Annotated in this window: 17 protein-coding genes and 1 CRISPR repeat array; of the genes, 13 read left to right on the top strand and 4 right to left on the bottom strand. The window is 71.1% G+C overall.

What is annotated here, in order from left to right:
* Positions 1-13 precede the first annotated feature (13 nt).
* From ABT061_RS11300 to ABT061_RS11250, 11 genes are all read left to right on the top strand, one after another.
* Positions 14-832: an alpha/beta fold hydrolase gene (locus ABT061_RS11300; RefSeq protein ID WP_350915254.1), complete on the top strand. Its 819-nt coding sequence runs from the start codon at positions 14-16 to the stop codon at positions 830-832.
* Positions 829-1,311, top strand: coding sequence for a 4'-phosphopantetheinyl transferase superfamily protein (locus tag ABT061_RS11295; RefSeq protein ID WP_350915252.1), 483 nt, complete (start codon positions 829-831; stop codon positions 1,309-1,311). Before ABT061_RS11300 ends, ABT061_RS11295 begins: the two co-directional genes overlap by 4 nt.
* The gene (locus tag ABT061_RS11290; protein WP_350915250.1) at positions 1,311-2,357 is read left to right on the top strand and encodes a right-handed parallel beta-helix repeat-containing protein; all 1,047 of its coding nucleotides are present in this window, start codon (positions 1,311-1,313) and stop codon (positions 2,355-2,357) included. Before ABT061_RS11295 ends, ABT061_RS11290 begins: the two co-directional genes overlap by 1 nt.
* On the top strand, positions 2,354-3,292 hold the full coding sequence (locus ABT061_RS11285; RefSeq protein ID WP_350915248.1) for an ABC transporter ATP-binding protein: 939 nt from the start codon (positions 2,354-2,356) through the stop codon (positions 3,290-3,292). Before ABT061_RS11290 ends, ABT061_RS11285 begins: the two co-directional genes overlap by 4 nt.
* Positions 3,293-3,294: 2 nt before the next feature.
* On the top strand, positions 3,295-4,473 hold the full coding sequence (locus ABT061_RS11280; protein ID WP_350915246.1) for an ABC transporter permease: 1,179 nt from the start codon (positions 3,295-3,297) through the stop codon (positions 4,471-4,473).
* Positions 4,470-5,621: an ABC transporter permease gene (locus ABT061_RS11275; RefSeq protein WP_350915244.1), complete on the top strand. Its 1,152-nt coding sequence runs from the start codon at positions 4,470-4,472 to the stop codon at positions 5,619-5,621. Before ABT061_RS11280 ends, ABT061_RS11275 begins: the two co-directional genes overlap by 4 nt.
* Positions 5,622-5,653: 32 nt before the next feature.
* On the top strand, positions 5,654-5,821 hold the full coding sequence (locus ABT061_RS11270) for a hypothetical protein (RefSeq protein ID WP_350915242.1): 168 nt from the start codon (positions 5,654-5,656) through the stop codon (positions 5,819-5,821).
* A complete protein-coding gene (gene rfbA, locus ABT061_RS11265; RefSeq protein ID WP_350915240.1) occupies positions 5,818-6,693 on the top strand; it encodes a glucose-1-phosphate thymidylyltransferase RfbA in 876 nt (291 codons plus the stop codon). The genes ABT061_RS11270 and rfbA overlap by 4 nt, the downstream gene beginning before the upstream one ends.
* 238 nt (positions 6,694-6,931) lie before the next feature.
* On the top strand, positions 6,932-7,273 hold the full coding sequence (locus ABT061_RS11260) for an ArsR/SmtB family transcription factor (protein WP_350915238.1): 342 nt from the start codon (positions 6,932-6,934) through the stop codon (positions 7,271-7,273).
* A gap of 70 nt (positions 7,274-7,343) precedes the next feature.
* A complete protein-coding gene (locus tag ABT061_RS11255; protein ID WP_350915236.1) occupies positions 7,344-8,456 on the top strand; it encodes a CapA family protein in 1,113 nt (370 codons plus the stop codon).
* A gap of 12 nt (positions 8,457-8,468) precedes the next feature.
* Positions 8,469-9,110, top strand: coding sequence for a protein-L-isoaspartate O-methyltransferase family protein (locus tag ABT061_RS11250; RefSeq protein WP_350915234.1), 642 nt, complete (start codon positions 8,469-8,471; stop codon positions 9,108-9,110).
* A 138-nt stretch (positions 9,111-9,248) separates the two neighbouring features.
* Here the strand turns inward: ABT061_RS11250 and ABT061_RS11245 are convergent, their stop codons facing one another.
* The gene (locus ABT061_RS11245; RefSeq protein ID WP_350915232.1) at positions 9,249-9,584 is read right to left on the bottom strand and encodes a hypothetical protein; all 336 of its coding nucleotides are present in this window, start codon (positions 9,582-9,584) and stop codon (positions 9,249-9,251) included.
* A gap of 564 nt (positions 9,585-10,148) precedes the next feature.
* Between ABT061_RS11245 and ABT061_RS11240 the strand changes: the two genes are divergently transcribed.
* Positions 10,149-11,972, top strand: coding sequence for an APC family permease (locus ABT061_RS11240; RefSeq protein WP_350915230.1), 1,824 nt, complete (start codon positions 10,149-10,151; stop codon positions 11,970-11,972).
* A gap of 66 nt (positions 11,973-12,038) precedes the next feature.
* Here the strand turns inward: ABT061_RS11240 and ABT061_RS11235 are convergent, their stop codons facing one another.
* The 3 genes from ABT061_RS11235 to ABT061_RS11225 are packed head-to-tail and all read right to left on the bottom strand — an operon-like array spanning position 12,039 to position 14,202.
* Positions 12,039-12,878, bottom strand: a complete 840-nt coding sequence (locus tag ABT061_RS11235; RefSeq protein ID WP_350915228.1) for an ABC transporter ATP-binding protein — start codon at positions 12,876-12,878, stop codon at positions 12,039-12,041.
* Positions 12,875-13,678: a zf-HC2 domain-containing protein gene (locus tag ABT061_RS11230; RefSeq protein WP_350915226.1), complete on the bottom strand. Its 804-nt coding sequence runs from the start codon at positions 13,676-13,678 to the stop codon at positions 12,875-12,877. The genes ABT061_RS11235 and ABT061_RS11230 overlap by 4 nt, the downstream gene beginning before the upstream one ends.
* The gene (locus tag ABT061_RS11225; protein ID WP_350915224.1) at positions 13,675-14,202 is read right to left on the bottom strand and encodes an RNA polymerase sigma factor; all 528 of its coding nucleotides are present in this window, start codon (positions 14,200-14,202) and stop codon (positions 13,675-13,677) included. The genes ABT061_RS11230 and ABT061_RS11225 overlap by 4 nt, the downstream gene beginning before the upstream one ends.
* Positions 14,203-14,318: 116 nt before the next feature.
* Between ABT061_RS11225 and ABT061_RS11220 the strand changes: the two genes are divergently transcribed.
* Complete coding sequence (locus tag ABT061_RS11220) at positions 14,319-15,272, top strand: nucleoside hydrolase (protein WP_350915222.1); 954 nt, start codon at positions 14,319-14,321, stop codon at positions 15,270-15,272.
* 181 nt (positions 15,273-15,453) lie between these two features.
* Positions 15,454-17,738: a CRISPR direct-repeat array (repeat unit 28 nt; unit sequence GGACCATCCCCGCGGGCGCGGGGCCGAC).
* Between the last annotated feature and the right edge of the window lie 10 nt (positions 17,739-17,748).

The raw sequence follows: 17,748 nt of genomic DNA, 5'->3' as shown, positions 1-17,748 counted from the left end.
CTGGAGTGCGATCTTGCCCACCCCCTCCCCCTGGTCCCCCTTCACCGCCGAGCACCGGCTTGACGGCAGTGACCGGCCAACCGTGGTGTTCATGTCCGCCCTGTTCGCCGGAGGCTGGATCTGGGATCATCCCTACCGGCGGCTGGAGAACGCCGGCTGGCCGGTGCTCCGCACCAACGAGCCCATCTGCGCGCTCGACAGCAAGATCGTCGGTTCGATCGAACGACTCGGCGACGTGCTGCTTGAGGTCTGTGACGCCGCGGGGGTCAAGGACATCATCATCTGCGCCAACTCCCTCGGCGGCCTGGTCGCGATCGACCTGGCGGGCCGCTTTCCCGAGCGGGTACGCGGCATCGTGGTGAGCGGGGCCCCCGGCCTGACCCCCGACCCCGACGTCGGCCTGAGCTTCGACCGCAGGGCGAGCGTGCAGCCCGCGGGCGAGGAGTTCCGCGACCGCATGCTGAGCGCCCTGTTCCACGGCGAGCCGCTCTTCACCGAGGAGCAGCTGGAGGCGACCGCCACCCTGCTGCGGCACCCGCCCGCGATGGTGAGCATGGCCCGCAGCATCAAGGCCACCCGCGTCTACAAGGTGCTGCCGGCCATGGACAAAGTGACCTGCCCTTCGATGTACGTGTGGGGGGAGTACGACCGGATGACCCCGGTCGACGCCTGGGTGAAGGCCCTGGCCGGCTACCCGCAGTACGAGATGGTCCTGGTCAGGGAGTGCGGGCACATCCCGATGATCGAGCGCGCCGACGAGTACTCGGCCTGTCTCGACCGGTTCCTGGCACCCTTCGTCGAGGCGGCCGGGACGGCCGGGGTGTCCGCGTGACCCGCTCGGCGGTCCTGGTGGGCGTGGACATCGTGGAGACGGACCGGATCGCCAGGACCGTCTCCGACGGCGGCGCCGCCTACGGCAGGCGGGTCACCACGCCCGCCGAGCGGGAACTGCACGCCGGCTCGCCTCTCGCGGACGCCGCCTCGTTCGCGGTCAAGGAGAGCTTCATCAAGGCGGTGGGCGGCCGGCCGGCCGGATTCGACTGGCACGACTTCGAGGAGCGGGGCGAGGAGCAGGGGTGGGCCACCCCGCTGCTGGCCGAGGCGGCGTCGGCCCTGGGCGCGTCCACCGAGCTGACACTGACCACGGGCGCGTCGTACACCATCAGGGGCGCCAGCCGCCGCGCCGCCCTGGCCCGGCTGGCGCCGCAGGAGAATGACGCCCCGGTGGCCGGCGCGGCCCGGTGGGGCCTGAGCGCGGGACTGCTCGTCGCGCTGGCGATAGTGACCGTCGATTCCAAGGGAGCACTGTGATGTCGCTTGTCCAGGCGGAGGGGGAGACCTTCGTCAAACCCGGAGAGTCGATCCAGCGAGCGCTCGACGAGGCGGGGCCGGGAGCGACCATCCGCCTGACCGAGGGGACCTACGCCGAGAGCCTGTGGATCAGGCACAGCGGGGTCACCCTGGTCGGTGAGGGACCGGAGCTGACCAGGCTGGTTCCCGGCGCGGCGGCGGAGGTGGGCATCCCGCAGCTGCACGACGCGTCGGAGGACGTGGTCAGCGGCATCAGCGTGCACGGTGACGGTATCCGCGACGTCACCGTACGCGGGCTGGCGGTGAGCGGCTTCTCCGGCTCCGGCGTCTACGCGCACACGGTCCAGGGGATCGTCGTCGAGGACGTCGAGGCGCGGGACAACGACTTCTGGGGCATCTACGTCCGCGAGTCCAGCGGCGTCGAGGTGCTGCGCTGCCGGGCCTCGGGGAGCCAGTACGCGGGCATCGCGCTGAGCTTCTGCCCCGAGGCGAACGCGCTGGTCGCGGAGAACGAGACCTCCGCCAACGCCTTCGGGATCTTCGTCGACAACTCCTCGAAGGCGCGGATGCTGCGCAACACCTGCCACGGCAACTCCGCCGGGCTGCTCCTGCTCAACCAGACCTACGAGGGCGAGCTGCCGGGCGGGGTGAACGACTGCCTGGTGGCGGAGAACGAGCTCCGCGGCAACGGGCTGCTCAGCGGGGAGGGCAACCCGAACGGCCTCGGCGAGGCGGGCCCGCCGATCTCCGGGGTGGGCCTCGCACTGATCGGTGCCCACCGCGTCACCGTGGTGGGAAACCGGATCCACGACAACCACCCGAGCGGCCCCTCGGTCATGGGCGGGGCGTTCGTGCTGGGATCGTCCAAGGACTGGGGAGGCGACGAGTCCCTGGACAACCACATCTCCTGGAACCGGATCACCGGCAACACCCCGCTCGACGTTCAGGTCGACGCCGACTTCACCCGGCAGGGTTTCGCCAACAACGTGGCGAACGCCACCGCGCCCGACGTGATCGAGGGCTGCGCCGCCGAGGAAAGCCGATGACGGCCACCCTGAGCTGTACGGGGCTGAGCAAGAGGTACGGCGACATCCTCGCCGTACAGGACGTCGGCTTCTTCATCGAGAAGGGGGAGGCCTACGGCCTGCTCGGTCCCAACGGGGCGGGCAAGAGCACCGCGATCTCCATGCTGGTGGGCCTGCTACGGCCGGACGCGGGGAGCGTACAGGTCTGTGGCCACGATGTCGCGACCGATCCGCTCGCGGCGAAGGCGAAGATCGGTTACGTCCCGCAGGAGATCGCGCTCTACCCCGACCTGACCGGCCGGGAGAACCTGCGCTTCTTCGGCAGGCTCTACGGGCTGCCCCGGCGGGAGCTGGCGAAGCGGATCGACGAGGTGCTCGACTTCGTCGGCCTGTCGGACCGGGCGGACGGAAAGATCGACACCTACTCGGGCGGGATGAAGCGCCGGATCAACATCGGCGCGGCCCTGCTGCACCGGCCGGAGGTGCTCATCCTGGACGAGCCGACGGTCGGGGTGGACCCGCAGAGCCGCAAGGCCATCCTGGACGGGGTCGAGCAACTGGTGGCCGACGGCATGAGCCTGCTGTACACCTCGCACTACATGGAGGAGGTCGAGCGGGTCTGCAAGCGCATCGGGATCATCGACCACGGCAAGGTCGTCGCCGAGGGCACCCGCAAGGAACTCGTCTCCACCCTCGGTAGCGCGGACCGGGTCGAGCTCGTCCTCGACGGCGACCTGGATATCGCGACCGACAAGCTGCGCGCGGTGGAGGGGGTCACCGAGGCGGTACGGGCGGGTACCTCGTCCATCCGGCTGATCGTCAACGAGGGAAGTCACCTGTTGCCCACCCTCATCGCCGCGGTGCGGGGCATCGCCGTCGTGACGGCCGTCGAGGTCATCGAACCCGACCTTGAGGCCGCGTTCCTGCACCTCACCGGCAACAAGCTGCGGGACTGACGATGCTGAGAGCTCTTTTCGTGGTGAGCCGTCTCGAACTGCGCGCCAGGTTCATGGACGGTACCGCGGTGCTGACTGCCCTGCTCGCCCCCATCCTGCTGGCCTCGCTGTTCGGGTTCGCCCTCGGCGGGGACGATCCGCCCCTGCGCGCCACCGTGGGCTTCGTCGATCTCGACGGCGGGGAGTTCCCCTCCAGCGTGCGCCGGGAGGTGCTGTCGGCCAAGGAACTCGACGGCATGCTGACCCTGCGCGACTTCACGACGGAGAAGGACGCGCAACAGACCCTCGACGACGGGGACATCGGCGCGGCGATCGTGTTCCCCTCGGGGTTCAGCCAGGACGTCGGCGCCGGACGCGGGGGGAAGGTCACCGTGCTCACCTCCCCGGAGACGCCGCTGGCCGGAGTGGTCGCGAGCAGCATCGTCGACCGGATCTCCGCCCTGGTGGACGCCCGCACCCTCGCGGTCAAGGCGTCCCTGGACGCCGGCGTCTCCGCGGACAAGGTCAAGGAGTTCGTCGAGCGCAACGGCGCGAGCGGCCCGGCGCTGACCCTGGAGAGCGACCCCATGGCGGGCGGAAAGGTCGACCTGTCGGTCTACTACGGCTCCGGCATGGCCGCGCTCTTCGCCTTCTTCGTGGTGGGCACCTCGGTCAGGAGCCTGCTCACCGAGCGCAACCTCGGCACGCTCAACCGGATGCGTGCCGCGCCCATCCGGCCGTGGATCCCGATCGTGGGCAAGGGGGTGGTCGGCTTCCTGCTGGCACTGGTCAGCGTCTGCGCCGTCTGGGCCTCCTCGGTGCTGCTGTTCGGGTCCACCTGGGGTGATCCGCTCGCGGTGTTCGCGCTCTGGACCGCGCACGTGCTGGCCGCCGCCGCGATCACCATGCTGGTGGCCAGCAGGGCGAAGACCGACTCCCAGGCCGACGGGCTGATCATGGGCGTCTCCTTCGTCTTCGCGTTCCTGGGCGGCAGCCTGGTGCCGATGTACAACCTGCCGGACTTCCTGCAGAAGGTGGCGCTGTTCACCCCGAACGGCTGGACGTCGACGGGACTGACCGAGCTCGCCGGTGGCGGCGGGGGCCTGGCGACGGTCGCCGGCCCGATCGCCGCACTCTGCGGGATGGCACTCGTGGCCGGCGGCGTCGCCGCCTTCGGCTTCCGGAGAGGACTACTCGGATGAGCCCGAGCCCGGTCAGAGCCCTGGTGGCGGCCAACCTGCGCCGTCACTCCCGTGACAAGGTGGGCCTGTTCTTCATGGTGGTCATGCCGTTCGTGACCATCCTCTTCGTCGGGATGGCCCTGGGCGGAAGCGCGTCCGGACAGGATCGGATACCGATCGGGGTGGTCGCGCAGGACTCCGACCCGGTCGCGACGGCCGTACTGCGCCAGCTGGAGACCAACCCCGACCTCGCGATCGAGCGGATGGACGCCGAGGAGCAGGTGCGGTCCGGCGTGCGGACCGGCGCCCTCGCCGCCGGCCTGCTGATCCCGCCCGGGTCCACCGACCTGGAACTGGTCATGACCCAGACCAACGGCAGCGGCATGGCGGCACGAGGCATGATCGATGTCGCGGTCGGCAAGGTGGCCGCGGTGCTCGAAGCCGTGCGGGCGGCCGAGGCGGCGGGCGCGCCCCCGGCCGAGGCCGAGGCTCTGGTACGCAAGGCCCAGGCCGAGTCGGCCCAGGTGGCGGTGAGCACCAGTGGCGCCGCGGAGAGCTCCACGCCCCGCGGATTCGCCTACACCGCACCCGCCAACGTGCTGCTGTTCACCTTCGTCAACTCCATGGCGGTCGCCGCGGCCCTGGCCGAGAGCCGCAGGCTGGGCATGATCCGCCGTTCCCTCGCCGGGCCGGTGCGGGAGCGCTCGGTGCTGCTCGGAGAGGTGCTGAGCAGGCTCATCATCGCCATCGTGCAGGCCTGCCTGATCATGGTGGTGAGCACGCTGATGTTCGACGTGTCATGGGGAGACCCGCTGGGCGTCGCCGCGGTCGTCGGCTCGTTCTGCCTGGTGTCCACCGGCGCCGCGGTGCTGGTCGGCAGTCTGGTGCGGTCGCCCTCCCAGGCCCCCGCGATCGGGCCTCCGCTGGGCATCGTGCTCGGCATGCTGGGCGGCTGCCTGTGGCCGCGAGAGGTCGCGGGCGAGACCATGAACATGATCGGCTACCTGGTCCCGCACGGCTGGGGGATGGACGCGCTGATCACGCTGACCAAACCGGGCAAGGGGCTGGGCTCGGTCCTGGTCGAGGTGGCCGTACTGCTCGGGATGGCGGTGCTCCTGCTGGGCATCTCGCTCGTGGTGTTCCGCAAGCGCATGCGCACGTCCAACTGACCGAACGCGGCACTGGGGGAAAGGGGCGGCGAATGCGCATCCTGGTGACCGGCGGGGCCGGTCTCATCGGCTCCCGTCAGGTGTGCGCGCTCACGCGCGGTGTCTCGGCGGCCGCGCCGGAGATCGTGCCGGAGACCGTTACCGCGCGCCGGTGCCGGGGCGGCCGAGCCCATGCCACGGACCCGGCGGTCCGCACATGAAGGGCATCGTGCTGGCCGGGGGCTCGGGCACCCGGCTCCGGCCGCTGACCACGATCACCTCCAAGCACCTGCTGCCGGTCTACAACAAGCCGATGGTCTACTACCCGCTCTCGGTGCTGATGCTGGCCGGAATCCGGGAGATCCTGCTGATCAGCACCCCCGAGCATCTGCCGGGCTTTCGGACGCTGCTCGGCGACGGCTCCCGGCTGGGCCTGCGCCTGAGCTATGCCGTCCAGACCGCGCCCCGCGGGCTGGCCGACGCCCTGGTGGTCGGCGGGGAGTTCGTGGGCGACGACCGGCTGGCCCTCATCCTCGGCGACAACATCTTCTACGGTCACGAACTCCCCTCGGTGCTCCGCGACGAGGTCGGCAAGCTCGACGGCTGCACGGTCTTCGGCTACCCGGTCGCCGATCCCGAACGGTACGGGGTGGCGGTCATCGGCGAGGAGGGCCGGCTGATCGACATCGAGGAGAAACCGGCCCGGCCCCGGAGCAACCTCGCCGTCACCGGCCTCTACCTCTACGACAACGTCGCGCTGCGCTATGCCGCGGAGCTGACCCCTTCGGCGAGGGGCGAGCTGGAGATCACCGACCTCAACCGGCGCTTCCTCGCCGAAGGCCGCGCCAGGCTGGTCAACCTGGGCCGGGGTACGGCCTGGCTGGACACCGGCACGCCGGACAGCCTGCTGGAGGCCGGGGTCTTCGTGCAGGTGCTGGAGAAACGGCAGGGCGTGCAGATCGCCTGCCTGGAGGAGGTGGCCTACCGGATGGGTTACATCGACGACCACGGGCTCCGCGAGCTGATCGGCCATGCCGGATCCGTGACGGAGGAGGGGCGCTATCTGGTCCGGGTGCTGGAGGCCTCCATCTGAGCGGCGGTGTCGCGCCACCCGCTTCGTTCCGGCCGGAGGGCAGGGGACACCACCGCTTCCCGGCCGCCGTGGACATGGTGACGCCTGTGACCGAAGGAGAACCTCGATGGCAGACGGCGGGCGTTACTCCAAGGCCCTGCCGCCCCTGCTCGTGGACCCGCGCGACGAGCACTAATAGATACACATCAATATCGACCAAAGTTGACATAGGTAGCTGTCTATGTCGGGAGGGGGAGCGATGGAGCCGATGGAGCTTCTGGAGTACAGCCCGCCGCTGGCCCGAGAGTCGCTGAACGCCGAGCAGGCCGCGGGGGTGGCGCGGGTCTTCAAGGCACTCGGCGATCCGGTGAGGCTGCGCGTCCTGTCGATCGTGGCCAGCCACGCCGGTGGCGAGGCCTGCGTCTGCGACATCACCGCGGCCTTCGAGGTCTCCCAGCCGACGATCAGCCACCACCTCAAGGTTCTCAAGGAGGTCGGCCTGCTCACCTCCGAACGCCGCGCCTCCTGGGTCTACTACCGCGTCGTCCCCGAGCCCCTGGCGGACCTGTCGGCCCTGCTGAACATCCCGGCCGAGGTCTGACCGGCGTCGCCGTCCGCATCTCGTCAGCGTGCCCCGTGCCGGGCGCCCGGGGCACGCCTAGCATGGAGGTATGCGCACCGATCCGGTGACGTTGTTCCTCTGCGGGGACGTCATGCTCGGCCGCGGCGTCGATCAGATCCTTCCGTACCCCGGTGACCCGACGCTGCAGGAGAGCCATGTCCGTGACGCTCGGACATATATCGATCTCGCGGAGGCGGTGAACGGCCGAATTCCCCGGCCGGTCGGCTTCTCCTGGCCGTGGGGGGATGCCCTGGGGGTGCTGGCGGAGGTCGCGCCCGATGTCCGGGTGGTGAACCTGGAGACGAGCGTCACCCGGAGCGATGACTTCGAGGTGGGGAAGGCCGTGAACTACCGGATGAGTCCAGCCAACCTGCCCTGTCTGCTGGTCGCCCGGCCCGACGTCTGCGTGCTGGCGAACAACCACGTCATGGACTTCGGCCGACGAGGCCTGGAGGAAACGCTCGACGCCCTGGCCGACGCGGGACTGCGAGCGGTGGGGGCGGGCCGGGAGGCGGACGAGGCGCGGCGACCCGCGATCGTCACCGTCGAGGGTGGCGGGCGGGTCCTGATCCTCTCCTGCGGGACGGAGTCCAGCGGCATTCCGCCGGAATGGGCGGCGGCCCCGGATCGCGGGGGTGTCGATTTCGTCCCTGAGCTGTCGGAGACCGCCGCGGCCGAGGTGGCCGGCCGGGTGCGGCAGGTGAAGCGCCCCGGTGACGTCGCGGTCGTCTCCATCCATTGGGGCTCCAACTGGGGCTACCACGTTTCCCGAGATCAGCGGCGCTTCGCGCACCGCCTGGTCGACGGCGGTGTCGACGTGGTGCACGGGCACTCCTCGCACCATCCCCGGCCCGTCGAGGTCTACCGAGACAAGCTCATTCTGTACGGCTGCGGTGACCTCGTCGACGACTACGAGGGCATCACCGGCTATGAGGAGTACCGGGACGATCTTCGGCTGCTGTACTTCGTGTCGGTGGAGCCGGAGTCGGGCAGGACGGCCGGTTTGCGGATGGTGCCCATGCGGGCCTGCCGGATGCGCCTCCAGCACGCCTCGGGCGAGGACTCCGAATGGCTGCGGGCGGTTCTCGACCGGGTCGGCCGTGACCTCGGATCACGGGTCGACCTGGAGCCGGACGGCGCGCTCGCGCTCCGGCGGATGTAGGCGGGGCCGGACATGACCGCAGGCGCCTCTCCCGAAGATCTCATCCGGGCCGTCCGGGCGATGGGCGTCCGCGACGAGCGTCTGCTGGAGGCCGTACGCGCGACGCCGCGAGCGGGATTCGTTCCCGCGGACTGTATCGCGATCGCCTACTACGACGAGCCCATCCTGATCGGGCACGGGCTGGTGACCACGCAGCCCTCGCTGTCGGCAAGGATGATCGAAGGTCTCGGTCTCGGCGGGACGGAACACGTGCTTGAGATCGGCACCGGCCTCGGTTTCCAGACCGCGCTGCTCGCTCGCCTGGCCGCCGATGTCGTGACCGTCGACCTGTGGGCGGACCTGGTCCGGCAGGCGCGCCGGAACCTCGCCCGGCAGGGGATCGGCAATGTCGAACTGCTCGTCGGAGACGGTGGTGGCGGCGTGCCGGACCGCGCTCCGTACGACGGCATCGTCGTGTCGGCCGCGTTCCCGGAGGTGCCCCCGCCGCTGGTCGAACAGCTCCGGCTCGGCGGCCGTCTGGTACAGCCCATCGGACCGGGCGGGCGGGAGGAGGTCGTCCTGTTCCAGCGCACCGTGACCGGACTTGAGCGTCGGCAGGTCCTCACACTGGCCAGCTTTGTCCGCCTTCACGGAAGGTACGGCTTTCCGTCCTGAGGGTGCGACCCGTCTCCCCGCGGGCCTCGCCAAGCTCATCTTGACCACTCTGGGCTCGATCCTGGTGATCGTCCTGCTCGCACTTCCGTCGGCAGAGCGTATTTCCGCAGAGCGTAGCAGGCGGCGGGCCACGACTTCTCAGGCACCGGATCGCCGTAGTCGCGCGCGTCCGGTCACGGCGGCGGCCACCAGCAGCGCGCCGCACAGTCCCATGCCCAGCGTCGTCACCGCGGCCAGCACCGAGCCTTCCTCGATCGACAGTGACGCCAGCCCGGCCAGTCCTGCCGCGACCCCTGCCGCCGCGATCCACGGCTCGATCTCGTCGTGCGTGATCTCCCATGATCGCGCGTCCCCCAGGCCGATCCTGGCCGCCAGCCCGCCCCAGCCGCGCACCGGCCCGAGCCTGACGCGCCGCGCGAGTACGAACAGGGCGAGGCCGACGCCCAGCAAACACAATCCCGCGACCTCGTTCACGACACCCTCCAGCAGGCGGTGGATCCTGGCCCGGCGACGCCGTATGACGCCGCTCTTTCCAGTCCCATGGTGAGCCGGTACCCGGGCCCGTCACTATGGCTTTGACGCGATCCATACGCCTTTGCGGGATTTTCTGACGCCGTCACCGCGCCGCATTTCCGGATGTCGGCACTCCCCACGACTTCGGGCGCCGGCAGAGGTGGCGGGATGGGGCTCACCGTCCTGTTTCCCACTGGATCTCCTCGTGATGAGTCGTTGCCGGGCACGGCGGTTCCCCGGCCGGGAGCCGCCGAGGGCGACCGTGGAAAGGTACGTCAAGGAGCTCCGCGACCTGCGCCGCAAGCGGAGAAGGGCCCTGTGCGTCCGGTCTCTCTGGTCACGGCGTGGAATGGCCACCGGTTCGAGTAGTGATCCCTTCCGGTCGCGCGGTCGCCGTTGTCGTCGCGTCGCCGTGGGATGCGCATAGTTATTCACCGTAAAGGCGTCAAAAACGTATATGGGCGGACAATTGTTCTCTGGGCTGGGGGTGACGATGAGGTGTAGCCCTCGTACAGGAGTGACGTGATGTCCGCGCTGTTGACCCCCGCTCGCCCCCAGGAGCCTTCTGATACCCCAGATACCGGTGACCGGCACCGGCTGACGGTCACCGGCGGCCTGGCGGCCCTCTCGCTGGACGCGATGGCCTCGGTGGCCTACGGTCCCGAGGCCATCGTCTTGGTACTGGCCCTGGCCGGCGGTGCGGGGCTCGGTTTCACCCTTCCGGTCACGCTGGCCATCGCGGCCCTGCTGGGCGTGCTGACCCTGTCCTACCGGCAGGTCGTCGCCGCCTTCCCCGAGGGCGGAGGCGCCTACGGTGTGGCCAAGACGTACCTGGGCCGCCAGGCCGGCCTGGTCGCGGGCGCCTCGCTCATCGTGGACTACGTCCTGAACGTGGCGGTCTCGGTCGCCGCCGGGGTCGCCGCGCTGACCTCGGCCTTTCCCGAGCTCCTGCCGTACACCGTGTGGCTGTGCCTGGCCGTGCTCGCCGTGATCACCATGATCAACCTCCGGGGCATCACGCACAGCGCCCGCGCCTTCATCGCACCGGCCGCCCTCTACGTCGGCGCCATCACGCTGGTGATCGTGGTCGGCCTGATCCGCAACGAGCCCGCCGTCTACGCCGAGCACACGCCCCACGCCCTGCAGACGGTCGGGGTGCTGCTGCTGCTCAAGGCGTTCGCCAACGGCTGCGCCTCGCTCACCGGCGTCGAGGCGATCGCCAACGCGGTGCCCTCCTTCAAAAAGCCGCGGGTCAAGCGGGCCCAGCGCGCGGAGATGGCGCTCGGCGTCCTGCTGGCCGTGATGCTGATCGGCATCGCCGTCCTGATCGAGAAGTTCGAGATCGCCCCCGCTGAGGGGGTGACCGTGCTCTCGCAGGTCACCCAGGCGTCACTGGGTGATGGCCCGCTGTTCTACCTGGTGCAGTTCTCCACGGTCGTGTTGCTCGCGCTGGCCGCCAACACCTCCTTCGGCGGCCTGCCGGTCCTGACCCAGCTGCTGGCCCGGGACAACAACCTGCCGCACCTGTTCGCGCTGCGCGCCGATCGGCACGTGCACCGCTATGGCATCGCCTTCTTGACCATCACCTCGGCCCTGCTGCTGATCCTGGCCCGGGGTGAGATGAACCTGCTGGTGCCACTGTTCGCGATCGGCGTGTTCGTCGGCTTCACCATCTCCCAAGCCGGTATGGTCAGGCACTGGCTTGGGGACCGACCCGCGGGCTGGCGGTGGCGGGCGGCCCTCAACGGCTTCGGCGCGCTGCTGACCTTCGTCGCCGCCATCGTGGTCACGATCTCCAAGTTCACCGAGGGCGGCTGGCTGATCGTGGTCACGATGCCGCTGGTGGTAGCGGCCATGCAATGGGTCAACCGCTCCTACGCCCGCATCGGCGAGCGCCTGGAACTGGGCAGGACGCCCGTCCCGCCGCGGCCGCGCCGCTCGCTCGTGGTGGTGCCGGTGCATACGATCACCCGCCTGACCTGCGAGGCGCTCGCCGCCGCGCTCTCCTTGGGAGACCGGGTGGTCGCGGTCAACATCACCCACCCGGAAGACGAGTCAGAGGCGCGAAGGTTCGTCGAGGACTGGGAGCGCTGGCACCCCGGCGTCGAACTGGTGCAGCTCTTCGACGCCCACCGGCGGCTGGACACCCCCTTGATCGAGTACATCAAGAGTGTGCCCGAGAGGCAGGTGTTCGCCCTCATCGCCGAGATCGAGCCCGAACACGCCTGGCAGCGCGTTCTGCAGAACCAGCGCGGCGCGGTCCTCGCCCGAGCGCTGCGTCGGCGCAGCGACGCCGTCGTCTGCCGGATGCGTTTCCGGGTAACGGCCACCGCTCACCATCACGGCTGAGGTGGTGACGGGGTACCGGCGTCGTCGCCGGCCGGGCCACTGTGCGCCGGGCCGAGTCGCGCAGCGTCATGCCGCCGCCTCCGCGGCCGTGCCGCCGAGCAGCAGCAGGTAACCGTCCTCCACGGTCGGCTCGGCCAGGCGGGCACCCTCCGGGGCGGGCCCGATGTTGCGGAACAGCCCGTCGCCGGTGCGCCAGGAGAGCACTCCCGACCTCTCCGAGGAGAACCAGACCAGGCCCTCGGCCAGCGCCCGGATCTCCTCGGGCGTGCCCTCGAACTCGCACCGTCCCGCCTTGAGCACGACCACCCGGTTGCAGAGGGCGGCGACGTCCTCGGTCTGGTGGGTGGAGAGCACGACGGCCCGGTCCTGCCCGATGCGCGAGATCAGCTCGCGGAACCGGAGCCGCTGCTCGGGGTCCAGGCCGGCGGTCGGCTCGTCCAGCAGGATCAGCTCGGGGTCGCCGAGCAGCGTCTGCGCGATGCCCAGCCGCCGCCGCATGCCGCCGGACAGCGTCCGGATCCGCTTCCCGCTCACGGAGGTCAGCCCGACCTCCTCGATCACCCGGCGCACCTCGTCGTGCCGGGCCCGCCGCTCCACCATCTCCTTCAGGATCGCCACGTAGTCGACGAACTCGAAGACCGTGAATCCGCGCTGGTAGCCCGGCTCCTGCGGCAGGTATCCCAGTCGCCGCCGGATCTCCAGCCGGTCCCCGGCCGGGTCCCGGCCGAGCAGTCTCAGCCCGCCCTCGTCCGGGGCGAGCACGGTCGCCAGCATCCTGATCAGCGTGGTCTTACCCGCGCCGTTCGGCCCCAGCAGACCGGTCACCCCCTTCCCCGCGGTGAAGGTGAGCCCGTCCAGGGCCCGGCTGCGGCCGTAGGCCTTCACCAGACCCGCTGCCTCGATCATGAGAACTCCCTGCGGTGCACGATGAGAAGGACGACGGATATGAAGGTGATGGCCAGGTAGCCCACCTGGCCGGCGCCGCCGAACATCGCCAGGCTCGGCTCGCGGAGGTTCGTGGCGACGACCACGACCAGCCAGGTCACCGCCACGGCGGCCCCGCAGTGGCGCGGGTCGAACCGGCGGGAAAGGACGAGGGTCAGCGAGGTCAGCGCGAGCGAGGGCAGCAGCCACGCGGCCACGGTCCAGTCGTCGCCCAGCAGGGCGAGGCCCATCACCAGCGCCAGTGCGGACGAGGACGTCAGCACCGCGGCGGCGCGCATCAGCATCAGCCGGAACATCGAGTACGGCGCGGCCAGGCCGATCTCGTGGGTCGGATCTCCGTCCCGGCCGAAGGCCACGGCGACTCCGGCGACCGGCAGGATCGGGGCCAGCGTGAGATAGACGAGCAGCCCCCACCGGGTCGTCTCCCCCGAGGCCAGCGCGGCGAACAGGAGCGCCACGGTGCCGGCCGCGATCCACGGCAGGCGCAGCGAGTAGGTGGCGCCCAGCAGCCGGGCCGTGTGGTCGTGGACGCCGATCGCCCGCAGCAGTCGTTCGAACGGTCCCGGCACGGGTGTGTCCACCGCGTCGGCCACCTCCGCCCAGACCCGGTCCAGCCGGGAGCGCGGTACCCGGGGCGCGAGCAGGCCCCGGCATTGATCGCAGGCCAGCAGGTGGGCCTCGACCGACGCGGCCAGTGTCGGGTTCAGCTCCCCGTCGGCGTACCTGACGGCCAGGCCGTCGTCCATGTGCCAGGTGCTCATGCCAGCTCCTCCCTCAACAGTGCCTTCGCGCGCATCATCCGGGTTTTGACGGTTCCCGCCGGGATGCCGAGCAGCCGCCCGGCCTCCCGGGTGGTCAGCCCGTCCAGCACCGTCGCCTGGACCACCGCGCGCAGTTCCGGGGAGAGCCGGCCCATCGCCTGGCCGAGCTCGCCGTACTCGATGCCGAGCAGCACCTGTTCCTCGGCCGAGACCATGACCTGCTCGTAGGCGGGCAGTGGCACCGCCGGGCGGCGGCGGAGCCGGTCCAGCAGGCGGCGGACGCCGATGCCCCAGATCCAGGCCGCGACCTCTCCCTTGCCCTTCCAGGTGCGCGCCGTACGCCAGACGGCCACGAAGGTGTCCTGGACCGCCTCGTCCACCAGCGCCGGGTCGGCGCACCGGCGGGTGAGCCGGATGACGAGCCAGGGTGCGTGCCGGGCGTAAAGGACCTCAAGGGCACGGCGGTCCTCGCCGGCGACGGCGTCGAGCAGCCGAGCGTCCGTCCAGCTCTCGTGCTCGCTCATGGGAGCCCTTTCAACGGTGTCATGCCTCTCTGTCGCATCCGGTCGCTCCGGCGGTTCACGGCTCCGTTCATGGCGTGGAACGAACCGAATGCGGTGTCGCGCCCGACAGGTGAGGCATGAGAAGGAAAATACTGGTCTCGCTGGTGGCGCTGTCCATGGTGTGCGCCGCGGCGTCGTGCTCGCCGGGAGTGCCGCTCGAGGGACCCCCGGGCACCGGGAAAGTCATCATCGACGCGGACATGGGCGAGCTGAACGACGACGCGCAGGCCATGTTCCTGCTGGCCGCCGCCGAAGGGGTGGAGGTGCTCGGGGTGACGACCGTGGGCGGCAACACCTGGCCGGAGGAGGGCACCGCGTACGCGCTGCGCCAGCTGGAGCTCATCGGCAGGACCGGCATCCCCGTGGTGACCGGCGAGACCAACGTGCCGGCGCCGAGGGACGACTACGACGGGGCCCTGGACCGGCCGCGACCGGCGTCCCACCGCGCGCTGGCCACCGAGCCGCACGGCGGCTACGCGACGACCCGGCCCGCGGCGGGCAGCGCCTCGGACTTCATCGCCGACCAGGTGAGACGCCACCCCGGCGAGGTGACCGTCTTCGCGCTCGGCCCGGCCACCAACCTGGCACGCGCCGTACGGGAGCATCCGGAGATGGTCCCCCTGGTCAAGGAGGTCGTCTATCTGGGAGCCGACACGGAGGGCGAGGAGTTCAACCGCTGGTTCGACCCCGAGGCGTCCCGGGTCGCCTTCGCCGCTCCGTTCAGGCGCCGGCTGGTCGTCACGCTGGCGGCGGCGCAGCGGCTCACCATGGACAGGCAGACCTACGAGCGGGTGGTCGCGGGGCAGGAGACCCCGGTCAGGAAGCTCTTCAAGGAGCTTTGGGGACCGCTCTTCGCCGGTGATCCGGGACATCGGGCCTTCGTCTGGGACGCCGTGGCCGCGGCGGCCTTCCTCCGCCCCGAGATCGTCTCGAACACGGACGGCCGCACCGTGCTGGAGATGGACCCGGACCGGTTCTGGGACCTCTACGTCACACGGATCGGCTCGGCCGGGCCGCCGAGCGCCGGGTAGTCGAGCCGCCAGCGGCGCTGCCCACGGCCCGCAGGGCGCACACGGTCGCCGGGCCCTCGCTCCACGGCCCACGCATCCGTCGGAGGTCGCCACCAGGCAGGCGCCGCCCTGGGCGATCTGCGTGTGCCGGACACCGAGCCGCTCGCCGATGAGCCAGCCGTACGCGGTGAGTACCCACACCGGACCATCCCCGCAGATGCGGGGCCGACACGGACACCTGCTCCTGGTGGATCTGCACCACGGGACTATCCCCGCAGGCGCGGGGCCGACGACGTCGCCCCGAGCCGCGAGGCCCTGTCCTGGGGACCATCCCGGCAGGCGCGGGGCCGACCTCATGCTGCCAGGGAGAGGTCTCTACAGCAGTGGACCATCCCCGCAGGCGCGGGGCCGACCGCCCCGAGGGCCAGGACGAACAGCGGTGGACGGGACCATCCCCGCAGGCGCGGGGCCGACAAGTCGTGCGCGAAATCGAACACGTAGACGCCGGGACCATCCCCGCAGGCGCGGGGCCGACTGAGACGGTCCAGGTCGGGTATGCGCTGCTGGAGGACCATCCCCGCGGGCGCGGGGCCGACCTGCGCCCCGTCCAGTGTGTAGTCCAGCTCGTCGGACCATCCCCGCGGGCGCGGGGCCGACCTCCGCGAGGTTGCCCGATCGCCCCGGATGGCGGGACCATCCCCGCGGGCGCGGGGCCGACGCACGGAGACGTGTGCGTCAACTCCGAGGGTCAGGACCATCCCCGCGGGCGCGGGGCCGACAGCGTGCCACATCAGCGTGGCGGCGGACTCCTCGGACCATCCCCGCGGGCGCGGGGCCGACTCGTAGAAGTCCAGCGGGTCATCAGCGTCAAGGGGACCATCCCCGCGGGCGCGGGGCCGACGGTAAAGCCCACCCCGGGACGGCGTCGGGCTACGGACCATCCCCGCGGGCGCGGGGCCGACGAACCTCCGCTGGGCTAAGCCCGCTGACCGCGCGGACCATCCCCGCGGGCGCGGGGCCGACCACACCCCCGCTGCCTTGAACAACTCCCGGCGCGGACCATCCCCGCGGGCGCGGGGCCGACAGCAGCGCGGCGCCGCTCGAGGCGAGGATCTTCGGACCATCCCCGTGGGCGCGGGGCCGACTTGTTCAGGCCACACTTCGCCAACGTTTGAATAGGACCATCCCCGCGGGCGCGGGGCCGACCAAGCGCCTGGTCGAGCCCGACCCGCCCCCGAAGGACCATCCCCGCGGGCGCGGGGCCGACTGGCCGAGTGCGGCCATGAGATGGCCGAACACCGGACCATCCCCGCGGGCGCGGGGCCGACAGCAGCGCGGCGCCGCTCGAGGCGAGGATCTTCGGACCATCCCCGTGGGCGCGGGGCCGACTTGTTCAGGCCGCGCTTCGCCAACGTTTGAATAGGACCATCCCCGCGGGCGCGGGGCCGACCAAGCGCCTGGTCGAGCCCGACCCGCCCCCGAAGGACCATCCCCGCGGGCGCGGGGCCGACTGGCCGAGTGCGGCCATGAGATGGCCGAACACCGGACCATCCCCGCGGGCGCGGGGCCGACCCTACTACCTCACCCAGATCGGGGACATGTTCCGGACCATCCCCGTGGGCGCGGGGCCGACCCCACCCGGCAGCTGTGGAAGCGACGACGTCCAGGACCATCCCCGCGGGCGCGGGGCCGACCTGGATGTGGTCTACGCCGTGTCGCTCTTGCAAGGACCATCCCCGCGGGCGCGGGGCCGACTGGTGCGCTGCCTGGATAAGGGCGGCCCCGGAAGGACCATCCCCGCGGGCGCGGGGCCGACCGGTCCGCTCGGTCCCCGTGTAGCAGCCGAAGGGGACCATCCCCGCGGGCGCGGGGCCGACCATGATGACCGTGAAGGTCTCCGTCATGTCCGCGGACCATCCCCGCGGGCGCGGGGCCGACGTCCGCCGTAGCGTGACCTTGACCCGCGAGCCAGGACCATCCCCGCGGGCGCGGGGCCGACGTCCTGGATGGCTCGTAGGGCGATGTCGCGGGCGGACCATCCCCGCGGGCGCGGGGCCGACCATGCCGGACAGGATCATCGTGCGAGTGCCGCTGGACCATCCCCGCGGGCGCGGGGCCGACGAACAGCCGTGTGAAGGCGGTGGATCGTTCCTGGGACCATCCCCGCGGGCGCGGGGCCGACTCTTTGGGATCGAGTCCTGCGGCGGCCCGCTGCGGACCATCCCCGCGGGCGCGGGGCCGACTTCGGGGACTGGATCGCCTCACGGATCAGCGTCGGACCATCCCCGCGGGCGCGGGGCCGACATGGGGTGGCTGATGTTCTCCCACGTGAGGTGGGGACCATCCCCGCGGGCGCGGGGCCGACACGTCGGCCAGCGCGGCGGCGGTCACCAAGTAGGGACCATCCCCGCGGGCGCGGGGCCGACCCGGTTCGGTGAGGACTTTCGCGCCGTTGCGGAGGACCATCCCCGCGGGCGCGGGGCCGACAGGTCGTCGT

Source organism: Streptosporangium sp. NPDC002544 (genome assembly GCF_040295965.1).
Taxonomy (GTDB): domain Bacteria; phylum Actinomycetota; class Actinomycetes; order Streptosporangiales; family Streptosporangiaceae; genus Streptosporangium.
The sequence above is the reverse complement of the archived record's forward strand: the minus strand, read 5'-3'. Positions and strand labels throughout refer to the sequence as shown.